General features: G+C 38.6%; 13 protein-coding genes, 1 tRNA gene and 1 pseudogene. 8 read left to right on the top strand and 7 right to left on the bottom strand.

The genetic code is table 11. The features are described 5' to 3' along the window. Positions 1-137: 137 nt before the first annotated feature. Positions 138-214 (bottom strand) — tRNA-Met (locus AC1M83_RS04755). Between the two features lie 514 nt (positions 215-728). Then, on the bottom strand, positions 729-1181 hold the full coding sequence (gene gigD / locus AC1M83_RS04760; protein ID WP_092766480.1) for an Lrp/AsnC family transcriptional regulator GigD: 453 nt from the start codon (positions 1179-1181) through the stop codon (positions 729-731). Between the two features lie 141 nt (positions 1182-1322). Here gigD and kynU point away from each other — a divergent pair, with 141 nt between their 5' ends. The 4 genes from kynU to AC1M83_RS04780 all read left to right on the top strand — a co-directional run bounded on the left by kynU (position 1323) and on the right by AC1M83_RS04780 (position 6010). Beyond that, the gene (kynU, locus tag AC1M83_RS04765) at positions 1323-2576 is read left to right on the top strand and encodes a kynureninase (protein WP_481588822.1); all 1254 of its coding nucleotides are present in this window, start codon (positions 1323-1325) and stop codon (positions 2574-2576) included. 40 nt (positions 2577-2616) lie between these two features. After that, complete coding sequence (locus AC1M83_RS04770) at positions 2617-4017, top strand: amino acid permease (RefSeq protein ID WP_180028467.1); 1401 nt, start codon at positions 2617-2619, stop codon at positions 4015-4017. A 14-nt stretch (positions 4018-4031) separates the two neighbouring features. Continuing rightward, complete coding sequence (locus AC1M83_RS04775) at positions 4032-4784, top strand: alpha/beta hydrolase (RefSeq protein ID WP_481590204.1); 753 nt, start codon at positions 4032-4034, stop codon at positions 4782-4784. 65 nt (positions 4785-4849) lie between these two features. Continuing rightward, complete coding sequence (locus tag AC1M83_RS04780; protein ID WP_481590135.1) at positions 4850-6010, top strand: porin; 1161 nt, start codon at positions 4850-4852, stop codon at positions 6008-6010. A gap of 122 nt (positions 6011-6132) precedes the next feature. Here the strand turns inward: AC1M83_RS04780 and AC1M83_RS04785 are convergent, their stop codons facing one another. From AC1M83_RS04785 to AC1M83_RS04800, 4 genes are all read right to left on the bottom strand, one after another. Beyond that, positions 6133-6537: a hypothetical protein gene (locus tag AC1M83_RS04785; protein ID WP_481590136.1), complete on the bottom strand. Its 405-nt coding sequence runs from the start codon at positions 6535-6537 to the stop codon at positions 6133-6135. 152 nt (positions 6538-6689) lie between these two features. Beyond that, positions 6690-7265: a single-stranded DNA-binding protein gene (gene ssb, locus AC1M83_RS04790; protein WP_092766486.1), complete on the bottom strand. Its 576-nt coding sequence runs from the start codon at positions 7263-7265 to the stop codon at positions 6690-6692. 51 nt (positions 7266-7316) lie between these two features. Further along, positions 7317-8681: an MFS transporter gene (locus tag AC1M83_RS04795; protein ID WP_035265762.1), complete on the bottom strand. Its 1365-nt coding sequence runs from the start codon at positions 8679-8681 to the stop codon at positions 7317-7319. A gap of 173 nt (positions 8682-8854) precedes the next feature. Next, positions 8855-9940: a DUF475 domain-containing protein gene (locus AC1M83_RS04800; RefSeq protein ID WP_179999088.1), complete on the bottom strand. Its 1086-nt coding sequence runs from the start codon at positions 9938-9940 to the stop codon at positions 8855-8857. Between the two features lie 317 nt (positions 9941-10257). On the opposite strand from AC1M83_RS04800, the gene tenA reads away from it, so the two are divergent. The 4 genes and pseudogenes from tenA to AC1M83_RS04820 all read left to right on the top strand — a co-directional run bounded on the left by tenA (position 10258) and on the right by AC1M83_RS04820 (position 15516). Next, positions 10258-10932: a thiaminase II gene (gene tenA, locus AC1M83_RS04805; protein WP_481590137.1), complete on the top strand. Its 675-nt coding sequence runs from the start codon at positions 10258-10260 to the stop codon at positions 10930-10932. Positions 10933-11104: 172 nt separating this feature from the next. Continuing rightward, positions 11105-11476, top strand: coding sequence for a hypothetical protein (locus tag AC1M83_RS04810; protein WP_180028470.1), 372 nt, complete (start codon positions 11105-11107; stop codon positions 11474-11476). Positions 11477-11731: 255 nt separating this feature from the next. Beyond that, complete coding sequence (gene uvrA / locus AC1M83_RS04815) at positions 11732-14563, top strand: excinuclease ABC subunit UvrA (protein WP_092766489.1); 2832 nt, start codon at positions 11732-11734, stop codon at positions 14561-14563. 101 nt (positions 14564-14664) lie between these two features. Further along, positions 14665-15516, top strand: a pseudogene (locus AC1M83_RS04820) (AbiJ-NTD4 domain-containing protein). A 184-nt stretch (positions 15517-15700) separates the two neighbouring features. On the opposite strand, the gene AC1M83_RS04825 reads toward AC1M83_RS04820, so the two are convergent. After that, positions 15701-17407: a GGDEF domain-containing protein gene (locus tag AC1M83_RS04825; protein WP_481590138.1), complete on the bottom strand. Its 1707-nt coding sequence runs from the start codon at positions 17405-17407 to the stop codon at positions 15701-15703. Positions 17408-17553: the final 146 nt, after the last annotated feature.

Genomic DNA, 17553 nt, shown 5'->3' on the forward strand with positions numbered 1-17553 from the left:
AAAATTAGTAAACAATAAAATTATAATTCTAGAAAACCAATATAACACATATTTAATTGATTTAATTTTCTTTAATAAAAAAACCTAACTACAGATCGACCGCAATTAGGTTGTAAACTTTTAAATTAGTTTTTAATTGGTAGCGGGAGCTGGATTTGAACCAACGACCTTCGGGTTATGAGCCCGACGAGCTACCAGACTGCTCCATCCCGCATCAACAAGTGCATTTGTACGCTAATTTGAGATATATAGCAATCTAAATAATTTATTTTTATCAAAAACTATAAAATCATTATCGTTACTAGATAAATTATTCAGATAATTCTGTTTTAAATTTTTGATGTAAAGACCTATACAAATTGAGTTTAAATTTTTCATTATTTAGTAATAATGTCGACTCTTCAGCCCAAGTAGCCTTTCCCACATCTAAACCAGAATGATTCAATGCCCAATCAGATATATACCCATAGATAAAAGAGTTATCAGCAAAGACCCATTTTACGATCTTATTTTGTTCATTCAGAAACACCTTATATGTAGGTAATGAACCAAAAAAACTAAATTTAGTGTATATATATTTGTAATGTTCGTTCATAGAATTATTTTAAAAAAAAGATGGACCATAATAGCAGTTTTATGTGTTTTAACTCATAAAAAAACATCGCTTGTAAAATCAATTCGAGGTTGATTTTAAAATACGGATTCACTTTTCATAAAAAAATTAATGATCACATGAAGGTCTTCTCGATCACTTTTTCAAGAATAATTTTAGAATTAATGTTGGCTATACCTTTAATTTTGTTTAACTTATTAATAATAAACTGGGAAAACCCATTTAAATCTTTGGTGGCCACAAAGAGAACGTAATTCGAATCCCCTGTAATGATAAAAGCATTGATCACTTCATCAAAATTACGAATCTGGCTCAGAAAATGCTGATGATCTGATTCGGTCAGCTGATTGAGTTTAATTTCGACAATCGCCTCAACCTGAATACCCAATTTTTCATAATTAATTTTTGCTTGGTATTTTTCGATGACTCCATTGTTTTCTAAAATTTTGACACGTCGATGGCATGCTGAAGCAGAAAGATTCACTAAATCTGCCAATTCCTGATGACTTAGTCGTGCATTTTGTTGTAATAGTCTTAAAATTTTATGATCAATAAGGTCTAAATTCATTCCTAAATATCATCCTGATTTTTTATATTTAATTCGAATACTATCCAGTTTTCATGCAATTTCAAGCATAATTATCGGATAAATACTAAAAATTACCGTGATAAAATCGAATGAAATAACACGGACCGAGTCAGGATAAAAATGATTACCTTAGATCAATGCAAAGCATGGGATGCTGAAGACGAACTGAAACATTTAAAAAATGAATTTGCTATACCTGAGAATACTATCTATCTAGATGGAAATTCCCTTGGTGCACGCCCTAAATCTGCTTTAACACGTGCTCAAGAAGTGGTGAGCCAAGAGTGGGGGGAAGATCTCATCAATAGCTGGAACAAAGCGGATTGGTGGGGATTATCAACTCGGTTAGGTGATAAGGTGGCTCAGCTCATTGGGGCAAATCCAGGCGAAACGGTGATCTCTGATTCAACCACACTCAACTTATTTAAAGCACTCTCTGCTGCTGTCAAAATCCAAGCTGAAATCGCTCCTGAACGTAAAGTGATTATTGCGGAAAAGGACGTCTTCCCGACTGACCTCTATATTATTGAAGGTTATATTGACCTTGTTCAAAAAGGCTACCAACTGGTTTTAATCGAACATCCTGATGAATTAGAAACCACTCTGAAAGCCCATCAAACGGCAGTTGTGGTGTTGTCACATATCAATTACCGCTCAGGCTATTTCTATGACATGGAACAAGTCAACCAAACGATTCATCAATATAACGCTTTGGTCATCTGGGATCTATGCCACTCTGCAGGCGCTGTTCCAATCGATTTAAACAAGACCCAAAGTGATTTTGCCGTAAGTTGCACATATAAATACCTTAATGGTGGACCAGGTTCTCCTGCCCTCATCTGGGTAAATGCAAAACACCAAAATAAATTTTGGCAACCTCTTTCAGGATGGTGGGGTCATCAACGTCCTTTCGATATGGCTGATCACTACGAGCCAGCTCAAGGCATTCGTCGTTTTTTATGTGGCACACAAAGTATTTTGTCCATGAGTTTGATCGAATGTGGTTTAGATGTGTTCTTAAAAACTGACATGCAAAAGATCCGAGAAAAATCTCTAAATTTAACAGATCTCTTTATTCAATTGGTTGAACAGGAATGTGCTGAATTTGGTTTTGAGTTAATTACACCAATCGATCATTTACAGCGTGGTAGTCATGTGAGTTATTGCCATGAACACGGTTATGCCATTGTCCAAGCGCTTGTTGCACGTGGTGTGATTGGAGATTACCGAGAGCCAGCCGTGCTCAGATTTGGGGTCACACCTTTGTACCTAAGCCATGAAGACATTTGGCATGCTGTTCAACATCTTAAACAAGTGATGCTGAATGAAGAATGGAAAAATGAAAAATATTCGGTGCGAGGTCAAGTAACTTAATTCAGTTACTCACTTTACATCACCATGGCCAGGAGGGCTTATGAGTAACTTCGATAAAATTCAAACACGCGAAGCAGGATTACATAAAAAATTAACCGCTAAACAAATGGGCATGATTGCAATAGGCGGTGCCATTGGCACCGGTCTATTCATGGGCAGTAAATTTGCCATTAGTTTTGCAGGACCTGCTGTCATTCTAAGCTATGCGATCGGCGGATTAATTGCTTTTGCACTAATGGCTTGCTTGGCAGAAATGACTGTACAACACCCCACTTCAGGCTCGTTTGGTGCTTACGCTGAACATTATATCAACCCACTTTCTGGTTTCTTAGTTCGTTATAGCTACTGGGCATGTATCGTGTTGGCTGTAGGCACTGAAATTACCGCCGTGGCTGACTATATGAAACTTTGGTTTCCTCATGTCGGTTCAGGTATTTGGATCGTGTTTTTTTCAACCGTACTTCTCGCAGTAAATGCTTATAGTGTCAAAGCATTTGGCTTAGTTGAATATTGGTTTTCGACGATCAAAGTGTTTGCCATCATTGTGTTTATTCTGTTGGCAATAGGTATTTTGACGCAAGATCCAAATCCTCATCAAGCGCTAACTCACAATCTCACTGCACATGATGGCTTTATGCCAAATGGATTTAAAGGTGTTTGGATTGGTGTCATTATTTCTATTTTTAGTTATCTCAGTATCGAAATGATCGCGGTTGCTGCAGGTGAAGCCAATGATCCTGAAAAAGCAGTTAAATACGCTTTCAAAAGCACTGCGATTCGCTTATTTCTATTTTATTTACTATCGCTGAGTTTAATTGTCACTCTCGTTCCATGGACTCAATTGATAGCACCAGGTGCAACCAGTCCTTTCGTGTCTGTTATGCAAATTGTCGGCATTCCTTTTGCTGATCATATTTTAAACTTCATTGTGATTGTGGCAGCACTGTCCGCAATGAACAGCATGTTATATATCTCAACGCGTATGTTATTCAGTTTGTCACGTTCAGGAGATGCACCGAAACTGTTTGGTAAAATTCGTAAAAATGGGGTGCCCATCAATGCCTTGCTACTTTCGGCAACAGGTATTGCCGTGGCGAGTATTGTATATAGCATTAATCCCGAATCAGCATTTCCAATCATGATTGCACTGTCCATGTTTGGAGCTTTATTTACTTGGGGGGCGATCTTTGCCACACACTACTTCTTTAGAAAGAACTTAGCAAAAAATAATATCCACCTCAAATACAGCATTCCTGGTAGTCGTTATATTTCCTTTATTGGTTTGTTTGCCATTCTTGCAATCACGCTTACCACATGGTTTACGCAAGAATTTAAATCAACTCTCCAGTTTGGCGTGCCTTTTATCGTGATGTTAATCATTTTCTATCAAATGAAGAAATCATCCTTAAAGCATCAATTAACTGAAAATGAACAAGCCTAGTAAAGGAGCTGTAAATCATGCTCTATGACAACTCGCAAACTGTGACGGATGAAAATCAGATCTTATCTGATTTTCAAAAAATGAGCCAAGCGACTTATAAGCAACACCATCATATTGCCGATTTACAGTACGACTTTCAGCGAAGATCTACACTTGATTTTTTCCCCACACCTGTTGCCACCAATACTACTGTTATTTTTATACATGGTGGTTATTGGCAATGGTGTGAAAAAAGGGATTTTGCCTTTGTTGCTGAATTTGTTTTAAAGCAAAATGCTCAATGTGTGTTGGTTGAATATGATTTAGCGCCTCAAAGTAGTTTAAATCTGATTAATCTACAAATTCGCAAAGCGCTCGATTATATCCACAAACAAACTTGGATCAGCTCCAATGTCATTGTGGTTGGGCATTCTGCCGGTGCCCATTTGGCTGCTTTAAATTTAGATCACCCCCTGATTGATTCAGCGGTATTACTCAGTGGGATCTATGACCTAAAACCGATTCAAGAAACGCATTTAAACAAGGCTCTAAATTTATCTGAGCTAGACATTAAAAACTTAAGTCCAGTTGAACATTCTACGCACTTTGCTAAGCCCTGTACGATTGCGTATGGACTCGATGAGTTACCAGAACTGAAATGCCAGAGCCAAAAATATTATCAAATTCGACAGGAACTAGAGCCTGAATTCACGCATCTCTTGAGTTTTGTAGACACTAACCACTACTCCATTTTGGAACGATATTTTCAATCAATAATGACCACCTAATTTCTGCTCAGCTTTAATCAGCTGAATCAACAGCTTAATTCATATCTAGTCACACGGATGTTACTATGTCAAAACCATGCTTTTACAAGCTATTCCTTTCCTGCACCTTTATTTTGTCAAATCTTACATTTGCCGAGATAACACTCATTGATGAACAGCAAATTGTGAGTGAATCCGATCGTTTAAAACTCACCACGTCTGGTAGTATTCGTCTACAAGCCTTAAATTTCGATCATTACGATCAATCTAACGAAAATCAGAAATATCGCAGAGATGGTTATAGCTCAAATAGCCGTATGTATGCCAATGCTGATTATGCATGGAATGAACGTTTGCATTTAATTGCAGGCTATCAAAACTATATCAATCTTCCCAAGATGCTGGATTGGGACGGTCATTACCGTTCCTCTGATGAAAACATCACCACCGAACAGGCGTATATTGGTCTGCGTGATTCAGCATACGGTACCGTTAAATTTGGAAAAATCTATAGTATTTATTACGACATTGTAGGTGCCAAAACTGACCTATGGAATTACTCAACCTTGGCTCAGCCCCAAACGTGGAGCCCTGTCGCTTATACAGATGGTACGCAAGCAGCTCATAAAACTTTACGTTATGAGCTCAAAACGGATAAAGCAAACTTATATGCCAGCTATTTGTTCAAGGATAGTACGACGGTCGCAGATACGGATGTGCAATATCAACGTAAAAATGGTGCCGAATTGGCAGTTGATGTGCATTTAAATAAAAATTTAAGTTGGGCGACCTCATGGAAGTACAACGATGCTAGTCTGAACAATCAACAAGATAAACATGATTTAAAGCAAGAAATTTGGGCAAGTTCATTATTTTATTTTGATGGAAAATGGATGCTTAGCTTTGGCGCTGGTTGGTATAAAAATCTAGTTCCAAATTTTGATGCTTACAGTGAATCGAGCGATTTTCAACTTCAATCATTGCTGAATACTGAGGCTTATGGCGTTGAATTTTATGCGGGACAGCACTTCAAGATTGAAGAATACGGTATCAAATTCATTCAGCCCTATATCATGGGAAATCAACTTGAATATACCAGTGGCTCAGAGTTTAAACGCCGTGATCTCGGTGTTGGTATAGCAGCTAGATTTAACCATGGTTTTGGATTTGATTATGAACGTTTATATACACATGATACGTTCCAAACCCCAGATATGCATTTATTCCGTTTACGTTATGAATGGTAAATTCTAATTTTAGGTTAACTATCCTTCAAAGCTTTGTTATTTAAAAAGGCTTTGAAGGATCACTCATGGATTCGCATCAAATCTCAATAAGTTGTAGCGTTATACAAAGTCTTTAATAAATTTTATTTAATGCATAACATTTCAATTAACTTAATATTTTTAGAAAGTTGCATTGACATGGGTTCAAAATAAATCGTTTCGAATGAATTATTATCATCTACGGCTTTACCTTGCGGCGTAAAACGCTGGCTTTTGACATAGGCTCTGGCTTTATTTTGACAATCAATTTGATGAACGGCTTGTATGTAGCCCTTGGGTTTGATGTTTAATGAGGGTACGCCATGTTCATACACATATTTATAGTCAATTTCAAAAATATGCGAGGCTTGATCGAGTGATTTAATAGTCGTTTTATCAATATATGACCAGCCCCCATCATCCCGATCAAACATGGTCCATTGTGGTGATTGTGCTAAGCTCATGCTGCTACACAGCACACAAGTTAAAAATATAATCCCGTCTTTCATTCAACTATCCCTAATTCAACTATGACAAACGTTTTACTATATCACCATAAAAACAAAAAACCCTTTGTTATACAAAGGGTTTTTAACTATTTAATTCATTGTTAAATAATAAAAAACATTAAAATTTAACAAAAACTACTCTCAGGTATGTGTCAGAACGGTAAATCATCATCTAAATCAGATGGTGCTGTCGCCATTGGCTTCGGCGCTGGTTGATTTTGTGGCTTTTGGAAGCCTTGGTTAACGTTGTTATTACCATAACCAGCTTGGTTACCATAACCGCTACCTTGATTATTATTGTTATAACCACCTTGGTTGCCATAACCACCGCCTTGGTTGTTATTAAAACGTGGTTGATTATAACCTTCACCACCATTTTCACTTTGCTGACGATTATTAGAATCTAACATCTGCATTTGTTCGCCACGAATTTCAGTCGTGTAACGTTCTTGACCATTTTGGTCTGTCCACTGACGGGTACGTAAAGAGCCTTCAATATAAACTTTTGAACCTTTACGTAAATATTGCTGTGCAATTTCACCTAAACGATTATGTAAGACGATACGGTGCCATTCTGTTTGTTCTTTGCGTTCACCTGAGTTTTTATCTGTCCAAGATTCACTTGTTGCAATTGAAAACTGCGTTAATGAACCACCATTGGGAAATGTTTTTGTCTCAGGATCTTTACCTAAAGTACCAACTAAAATAACTTTATTCACGCCGCGCATGTGCTCTAATCTTCCTATTCGATTCTATGTTTTACTTTATAAGAGTTATGATTAAATGGCTACCTCTTTACCCAACAAGTGCGTTAAATGTTGTCGCGCAGTGTCATCTAACTGCTGCTTATCAACTTTGACATAGACCACTTGTTGATCAGTCATCACCACGACCTCTTCAATACCACGAATTGCCAGTAACTGAGAAGTCCATTCATCTGTTTCTTGGACTTTGGGCAAACTCAAAATCAGTGATGATAAATAACGTGGCTGCTTTAATCCAAAACTAATCAACAGCCAAAGAATGGCAATTCCTGTCAGTACCCCCCAGCCTAGAGCAGTGTTATTTAACATCAGCAATTGCCCACCCAGTATACCGCCAAAAAAAGCACCTAAGAATTGACCACTGGCATTCACACCCATTGCTGTCGCTTTGGATTGGATAGGTGCTGCCTTCGATAACCAAGATGGCAGTAGTGCTTCCATCACATTAAAGGCAATAAAGAAAAGACCTAAACCAAGCAACAAAATGTATTTCGATTCAAATCCAAAAATCATCACGATCAAACCGGCGATGATCCCAGCAATCGCAGTCAGAAAAATACCTCGCATTTTTCGATATTTTTCAGCAAGAATGATACTAGGAAAAGCAAAAAATAAACTGATTACCAATAAGGGAAGATAGATCAAACCATGCTGAGCTAAAGGAATATCTGCAAAGTCAATCAATTGAGAAGGCACATAGATGAACATCGCCGTCAGCAATAAATGCAAAGCAAACACAGAAACATGTAAGCGATTTAAATCGCCCATTTTCAAAACTTGTTTTAGCTGAGTGAGATAACCTTGCTGAAAATTTTTATGATGACGTGTTGTTTTGGGAACAAGAAATAGCATTGCAATGGCAAGTAATCCCATGAGTGTGGTCACCCAGAATAAGCCTGAAATACCCACCACGCTGGTCAACCATGGCCCTAAACTAAATGCAATAACGAAAGAGAGACCAATACTCATCCCCATCATTGCCATCGCCTTCATACGATTTTCTTCACGCGTAACATCTGCCAATAACGCCATGACGACAGCAGAGACAGCTCCACCCCCAGCTATTGCACGCCCTATAATCACACCATAGATTGTGTCTGACATTGCTGCGATTGCACCACCCAAGGCAAACAACAATAAACCCAATACGATCAGCGGCTTTCGGCTATAACGGTCTGCAATCAAACTAAAAGGAATTTGTAGTATTGCCTGAGTCAAACCATACACACCTACAGCCAAACCAATCAAAGCAGGAGTTGCATATTCATAAGCCTGTCCCGCAACAGAAAAGACCGGGACAATCATAAACAGACCTAACATTCGCAATGCAAAAATGCTGCTCAATGCAAATGTGGAACGGCGTTCTAAGGCATTCATCATAAAATTTAGGTTATCGCGTGATTTCTATGTCTACTTTGATTATAGAATATTCGGCTGATGAACAGGCATGAATTTTATTTGAAATAAAGATCAACACCATCTGTTTTCCCTAGAGCAAAAGCCTTAAGCCAAAAAAAGCACAGCTTGTGCTGTGCTTTTTTTGATGTGTTCATCTAGCCTTGTAGCGCTTGACGCTTCTTATATTGAATAGATGCAATCACTGCCCAAACAATAAATGCTACACCAATCAGACCTGTTACCACTTCAGGAACATGTACGCCCGTACCACTCGCAATCATAATGAAAGCCAATGCACCAATTGCATAGTGCGCACCATGTTCTAAATAGATGTAAGCATCTAAAGTACCTTTCTCAACGAGATAGATGGTAATCGAACGAACAAAGATGGCACCAATCGCGAGACCTAACATAATCACCACAACATCTGAAGTAATGGCAAAAGCACCAATCACACCATCAAAACTAAATGATGCATCCAATACTTCTAAATACAAGAATCCACCGATACCCGCTTTGACTACGCCTGTTGGCACACCATTACTATCGTGACCAATTGCATTACCATTTTCATCAATTTCAGGCTCACCACCCAGCAAATGGCTCAGTACTTGTACCCCAATATAAATGACGATGCCCCAGATACCCGCCATAGTCACGACTAAGCGTTTAGCTTCATCAACATTAGCTGCCATGATCAGTAAAGCCACTAAAGCTACAAATACAGATAGTGCAGGTACAGATGCCAGTTTCGCTAAACGACGCTCAATCCATTTGAACCAATGCGTGTCTTTGCCATCATCCAAGAAAAAGTTAAGGAATACCATCAATAAGAATGCACCACCGAATGCTGCAATTTCAGGGTGATGATTCATCAGTCGTGCCGAATATTCTTTAGGGTCATTTAATGCCAAATTGACAACTTCCATCATGCCCATATCTGCTGTGACCGCGACGATCACAATTGGGAAGATTAAACGCATACCAAATACTGCAATGAGAATACCCACAGTCAGGAAAAGCATTTTCCAAAAGTGATCCCAATGACGAAGCACTGAAGCATTGACGACAGCATTATCAAAAGAAAGTGAAACCTCCATCACAGCTAAAATTGCAGTGATGGTCAGTACGGTGAACATGGTCTTGAGGCCAGCTTCTGGACCATGGGTATAACCCCAATAGGCAGACAGCGCAAGACACACGATCGTGAATACGATAGAGAAACCAAAATGTTTCCACATAATCTAGCGACCTTATAAAAAATGAGGTGAATCAATAAAAATTTTACAAAACATAAACTTAGAATTTTTATATGACGAATATTAAGTGAAGTCTGTGCTTAGTGATTTGTAAAAATTTTATAAATTGAATGTCTGATCTCTAGCGCTAAAAGACACTCAATTAAACTGTGCTAATTATGACGAGTTTTCAAAATTTATCCAAAGTTCTTCGTATGATTTTTTTGTTGAAGATGATGTATCGCTCAAGCTAGTTTTGTAACGACAAATTGATATGATCTTAGCTGATACATAGAGATGATTTTATTCAGGATGGATTTATGCGTTTTTCAGAAGCCGTTTGGCAACGAAACTACGATTTATATCAAAAAACATTAGCACTCCCTTTTAACCAAGAACTGGCGCTTGGAACACTCGATCAAGAAGCTTTCTGCCATTACGTCATTCAGGATGCGCATTACCTGGTTGCCTATGGTCGAGCATTGGCTATTTGTGGTGCTAAAGCATATGACTCCGATGCCATTATTCAATTTACGCAAGGCGCTAATGAAGCAATTGTGGTTGAGCGTGAACTGCACAATGGTTTTATGCACGAATTTGGCATCACCAAAGCTGATTTTGAAAATACACCTTTGACTGCTGCTTGCCATCATTACACCTCATTTCTGACAGCTACTGCATGGTCAGAGAGTTATCCTGTCGTTTTAGCTTCATTACTGCCGTGCTATTGGATTTATGCGGAAGTGGGCAAAGACATTCTTAAACGTAATATTGCAAATAATCCTTATCAAGCGTGGATTGACACTTATGCTGGCGAGCATTTCAACGAAGAAGTACGCAAAGTCATTGAAATTATTGACCGTGTTGCGGCAGAAAGCGATCAACATACCATTGAAAAAATGCATCAAGCTTACACACGGGGAGCTGAACTCGAATATTTATTCTGGGATAGTGCCTATCATCAACGTCAATGGTTAAGCCTAGATCACTCATGATGCTATCACCTGCATAACCAAATTAAAGGTCGGTGATCTAAACTGCATTGCCGACTTTCAGGCTCATTTCGATTTAAATGGATTTAAGACTGGATTTTAAAGCAAACTTCAAGCACAATTATTATTGATAATAATTCTCATTATCATAAATAAAATTTACTTGAGGTTTTCTATGCAACATTCACTGGGAACAGAAGCAATCCGTGCATATTTCACTTTACAATGCTGTTGGTTAAATAATGAAGAAGTTTATTTAGAAAAAGGCTGTACACACTGTGGATCTGCTGCCACATATCTCATTTATTTTACCAATCATCATATTCAAAATTTAATGCTCGACTTCATTGCTCAATACTCTTGTTCAAGCTCTATACGTTTTGATTTTCTAGATTTACAACATTTCGAAGCGGAATATAACGATTTTCTTCAACACTTAGAAAAAGAAGTGAATTTTTACGCACGTCAACATCATGCTATTGAAAGACATATATGTTTTGAACAGGTGGACTCTATTTTCGAACGTCACTATTCACGTGCTTGCTGATCAATATTCACCCGAAATTCACTTATACTTAACATCCTATGGCTCATCATGACATCAAATTTGCGAATTGATTCTGTCTTGTTCATCTATTTAAAATCAGATTGCAGGAGCTCTCAAAGCACTTTACATTGGACTTTTGCTGTTCAATGAAATTTTACCGACATAATTTGTCGTGTTTTATTCTTCATTTGTGCTTGAACAAAATTAAATCGCTATCATATATCACCTTCACTCAGCATATTTTCGAGATGTTTTATGAGCCAAAGTCATATCCGTATTCGAGGCGCACGCACCCATAACTTAAAAAATGTGAACCTTGATATTCCACGCGATAAATTCGTGGTGATTACGGGACTTTCAGGTTCAGGTAAATCTTCACTGGCTTTCGACACCTTATATGCAGAAGGTCAACGTCGCTATGTGGAATCTTTATCTGCCTATGCACGCCAATTCCTGTCACAAATGGAAAAACCTGAAGTCGATTCGATTGAAGGTTTAAGCCCAGCTATTGCCATCGAGCAGAAATCAACCAGTCATAACCCACGTTCAACGGTCGGTACGATTACTGAAATTTATGACTATTTACGTTTGTTGTATGCTCGAGTGGGTACACCCTACTGCCCTGAGCATGACTTGCCGATGGTGGCACAAACCGTCTCGGAAATGGTTGATGCGGTTAAAGCACTTGAAGAAGGTACTGCTTTATTGTTACTTGCTCCTGTTGTACGTGAGCGCAAAGGTGAATACACCAATTTATTTGAGCAATTACAAAGCCAAGGTTTCGTCCGTGCACGTGTAGACGGTGAAATTATGGAAATTGATCCACCGCCTGAACTGGATAAGAAGAAAAAACACACCATTGAAGTCGTGGTCGATCGTTTTAAAGTCCGCGATGACCTAGGCAACCGTATTGCAGAAAGTTTTGAAACCGCACTGCGTTTAGGTGGCGATATTGCTATTTTGTCATGGATGAAAGGCGAACAATCTGATCGTGTGTTTTCAGCAAAACACTCATGTCCTGAATGTGACCGTGCCGTTGCCGAATTAGAACCTCGTCTGTTTTCTTTTAACAACCCATTTGGTGCTTGCCCAGTCTGTGATGGTTTAGGGACACGCAGCCATTTTAGTTCTGACAAACTCATTCCAAACCCTGAAGTCAGCATTAGCCAAGGGGCAATTCGTGGTTGGGATCGTCAGCGTCCATACTATTACAGCATGATTGAAAAAGTCGCTGCACATTTCGACTTTTCTCTTGATACGCCGTGGAATGAACTTGATGCGGAAACCAAAAAGAAATTCCTTTACGGTACAGGCAAAGAAAAAATTGATTTAAGCTATATCGATGAACGTGGTCGCCGTCATAACCGTGTGATGGCTTTCGAAGGGGTTTTACCACATTTAGAACGTCGTTACCGTGAAACTGAATCAAACTATGTACGTGATGATTTAGCTCAGTATTTATCGAATGCTGCATGTGACGCTTGTGGCGGTTCACGTCTCAATGAAATTTCACGTCATGTGCGTGTCAAAGACAAAACCATTGCCGAAATCACCAAAATGTCGATTGGTGATGCTGAAAGCTATTATCAAGATCTCAATCTTGAAGGCGCCAAAGGTGAAATTGCCGATAAGATTTTTAAAGAAATTCGTGAGCGTTTGCACTTCCTTGTATCAGTCGGCTTGAACTATTTAAGTCTATCTCGTTCAGCCGAAACCTTATCAGGCGGTGAAGCACAGCGTATTCGTTTAGCTTCGCAAATTGGTGCTGGCTTAATGGGCGTGATGTATGTGCTGGATGAGCCATCGATTGGTTTGCATCAACGTGACAATGACCGTTTGCTTGAGACTTTGGTTCGTTTACGTGATCTCGGCAATACCGTTTTAGTGGTTGAGCATGATGAAGATGCCATTCGCGCAGCGGATCATATTATTGATATTGGTCCTGGTGCAGGTGTGCATGGTGGTCATGTCATTGCCGAGGGGACTTATGATGAATTGGCAGCCAATGAGGATTCTCTGACAGGCAAATACCTTTCAGGTAAGTTAAAAATTGAGGTGCCGAAAACGCGTGTACAACCACCTAAACCTGATGAGCAAATTAAGCTGATGGGTGCATGTGGTCACAACTTAAAGAATGTTGATCTCACCATTCCTTTAGGTGTTATGACCTGTGTGACGGGTGTATCGGGTTCAGGTAAATCGACTTTAATTAACCGTACTTTATTGCCACTTGCTGCAACACAATTGAATGGTGCAACGACGTTAACGGCAGAAAAATTTGATTCGATTGATGGCTTACAATTCCTCGATAAAGTCGTGGATATTGACCAAAGCCCAATTGGACGTACACCGCGCTCAAACCCTGCAACCTATACAGGTTTGTTTACGCCAATTCGTGAACTCTTTGCTCAAACCCCAGAAGCCAAAGCACGTGGGTATGCCGCAGGTCGTTTCTCGTTTAACGTGAAAGGTGGTCGCTGTGAGGCTTGTGAAGGCGACGGTATGATTAAAGTGGCGATGCATTTCTTACCGGATATGTATGTGCCATGCGATGCCTGCCACGGCAAGCGTTATAACCGTGAAACTTTGGAAGTCGGCTATAAAGGTAAAAACATTTCTGACGTACTCGAGATGACGGTTGAAGATGCAATGCATTTCTTTGATGCGATTCCTGTCATTCATCGTCGTTTAGAAACTTTACATCAAGTTGGTTTGGGCTATATTCGTTTAGGTCAGTCGGCAACCACGCTTTCAGGTGGTGAAGCACAGCGTGTGAAACTTGCACGTGAGTTGGCGAAGCGTGATACAGGTAAAACACTGTATGTGCTTGATGAGCCAACCACAGGTTTACATTTCCACGATATTGCGAAACTTTTGGATATTCTTCATGAGCTACGCAATAAAGGTAATACCATTGTGGTGATTGAGCATAATTTAGATGTCATTAAAACTGCCGACTGGATTGTGGACTTAGGTCCTGAAGGTGGTGCCGGTGGCGGTATGATTATTGCTGAAGGTACACCTGAAGAGGTGGCAAATAATAAGGTTTCGCATACGGCGAGATTCTTAAAGCCAATGTTGAAATAAGCTCCCCTAACGCCTCTTTAACAAAGAGGGGGAGGATTTTTAAATAATAAATTTTTATGCTAAAACGGTGATTCATTCACCGTTTTTTATTTGGGGAAATAATGCGGTTTTCAGAAAGATATGGATATAAGCCTGTACGTGACATTATTCAAAAAGAAAATATGGATGACATTTTAAAGAATAGACTATGGTCAATCCTCTATTCACAAATTTTTGATAATTATTCATGATATGAAAACTACAAAAAATTATTTAACCCTTTAATTGTAAAAATATGGTGTGACCACTTAAAACTTCCTCTAGATGAAAAGCCTACTCCCTACAAACTGCCTTCTTACATAAAAAATTATTTATATAAAAATGATTGGTACACATTTTATGACTTAATTGAATTCATCATTCAAAATAAAACTGGAGTAACTTCTTTCGGTGGCACAATAGCCTATAGCCAAACTCAATTTATAAAAACAATAAATCTAGCTTTAGAAGGGGAAAATTCAGCTTATCGCATCATAAATAATAAAATTATTGAAGTTACTTCAGAACAAGAAATCCAATCCATTGAAGAAGCTTTAGAAAATACAAATCAATTTTCAGGTGTTCAACAACATTTAAAGCAAGCGTTACAACTGATATCAGATCGCCAAAATCCTGACCATCGGAATTCAATTAAAGAATCAATTAGTGCTGTTGAATCCATTTGTAAAATTGTGACCAATGACGATAAAGCTACTTTAGGAAAAGCACTTAAAATTATTGAAGATCAATTCGGTTTACACCCTGCACTTAAAGGAAGTTTAAGCCAACTTTATGGCTATACATCCGATAGCGATGGTATTCGCCATGCAATGTTAGAAGAATCTAATCTAACCTATATCGACGCTAAATTTATGCTCGTTGCGTGCACCAATTTCATTAACTATTTGATTGAGAAAACCAAAGATCAAAACTGAAATTTAATGACATGACAAGCGACCTGGATGTCGCCCGTTTGATTAAGATATAAGGATGTATCCTCAATCAAACAAAAGCATTTTGCCTACTTTTTTCTTTCAAAAGTAGGAAACTACTACGCAAATTTAATAAAAAATCTAACTGACAATTGAGGACGTGATTACAGCCAATATTCACATAATCTTAGCTTGAAACCGTATTGCGTCCCTGCGCTTTCGCTCTAAATAATGCTTGGTCTGCCTTAGCAAATAATGCTTTCCAAGAATCAGCACCTACCGCAACACCCACACTGATCGAAACCGTAAATGATTGACCTTGCTCATCTGTAAATTGTAAATCACCAATACTCTTACGCATCTTTTCTGCAGCACGTAAACCATGTTCAAGGTCTAAATTTTCAATCAACACCAAAAACTCATCCCCACCAAAGCGAACGACTAAATCAGTTGATCGAACATTATGACTTAAACAATTCGCCACCTGCTGAATGACCTGATCCCCTGCCACATGACCATATTGATCATTAACCTGTTTAAAATAATCAATATCTACAATCATCAAACACGTTTGGGTAAACTTATTGGGCTGAGCTTCCATAAGTTTGGTATAGGCTTCTAAAGCAAAACGATTTGAAACACCTGTTAATTTATCAGTATTGGCAATATTCTTTAATTCAAATTCAAACTCATCACGTTGATGCAACATTTTCTGAAGTTTTTGCATCGCTTCGTGTAATGAATGTACTTGCTTCTGCTGATCTTCAATAAAATGACTATCGACCAAAGCATTGGCATACGATAATTCAACTAATTTATCTCTCACTATGATAAGCGGCGAAATAACTTTACGTTGAACATAGATCATCGTAAATAAAGCAGCCAATAGTGAAATTAAAGAGACTATCAACGTGAGTAGGAAGTTCAATTGATTCGCGTCTTTTTCTGACTTCGCGATTTCAACGCTCTTATTGAGCAAATAGTCTTGTAAATCGATAACTGTTAAGAATTTACCAGATACAGCTACACTTAATTCAGTCCCTGATAAAAAATAAGGTTGTCCCTTTCGGCTTTCATCAATTAATCGCATGATGATAGGTAAACCTTGATCAATAAACTGAGTTTTCACTTCTTGGTGTAAACGAGCGAATTCAGCTGTACGATGGCGTTCTGGTTGGATGGTATTCACTAAATCCCACAAATAGCGAACTTGTTTTTGCGTTTGTAATGCGCGTGCAATATTGTCACTTGGTAACGGCTGCTGAAATGTCACATGTGCAGTTACGTTTGAAGCAACACGTCCAGCCTGATCACGCAAATCTGCCAACACCAAAATCATGGTGTAATAATGCCCCATCGAACTGTCTTTACTTTTAGACTGCATTACCAGTTTCTTCAGTAAATCATGACTGCTATCCCACGCATTAAACATTGTAAGAATAGCTTGATCTAAAGCTTCAGGCGTACGCTCTGCAAATGGCAACGAAATATAGTGATCGACTTGTTTGCGACCTTCCGCTAATTTTGGATTTAGGTATTGAGCGACGTACTCTTCTAAACCATCATATCCAGACTGATCTAATCGATGAATCGAGACCTTAATTTGTTCATCTACTCCCGCACGATACTCAATAAGCGCTTGTTTATTTTTTTCAAACTCTTCTTGTGAACTCGACATCGCCATGTTCGCAGGGCCACGCTCGCGTGAAATACGATTCGCTAGAGCAGCAACGGCTCGAAGATTTTCAATTTCAATCAATGCTGTTTGTGATTTCTGATATTCGCGATAATGGCTAATGACCAATGGGATTGAAATACAGAGGATAGATAAGACGATAATCATCACGAACACAAATAGGCGGCGACCAATTTGCTCGGAATGTGATTTTAACATCCAAACTACCTCTAAAATAAAAGACCGTATGAAGCGGTGAGATTTATAAAATTTCTTTGAACTTGGTTATATTTTACAATATAACCATGCTTAAAAAGCACTTAAAGCACAAGTTTTTATTTAAGAAACAACGTGATAAATATCAC

It is taken from the genome of Acinetobacter sp. 25-47-130 (assembly GCF_056779705.1).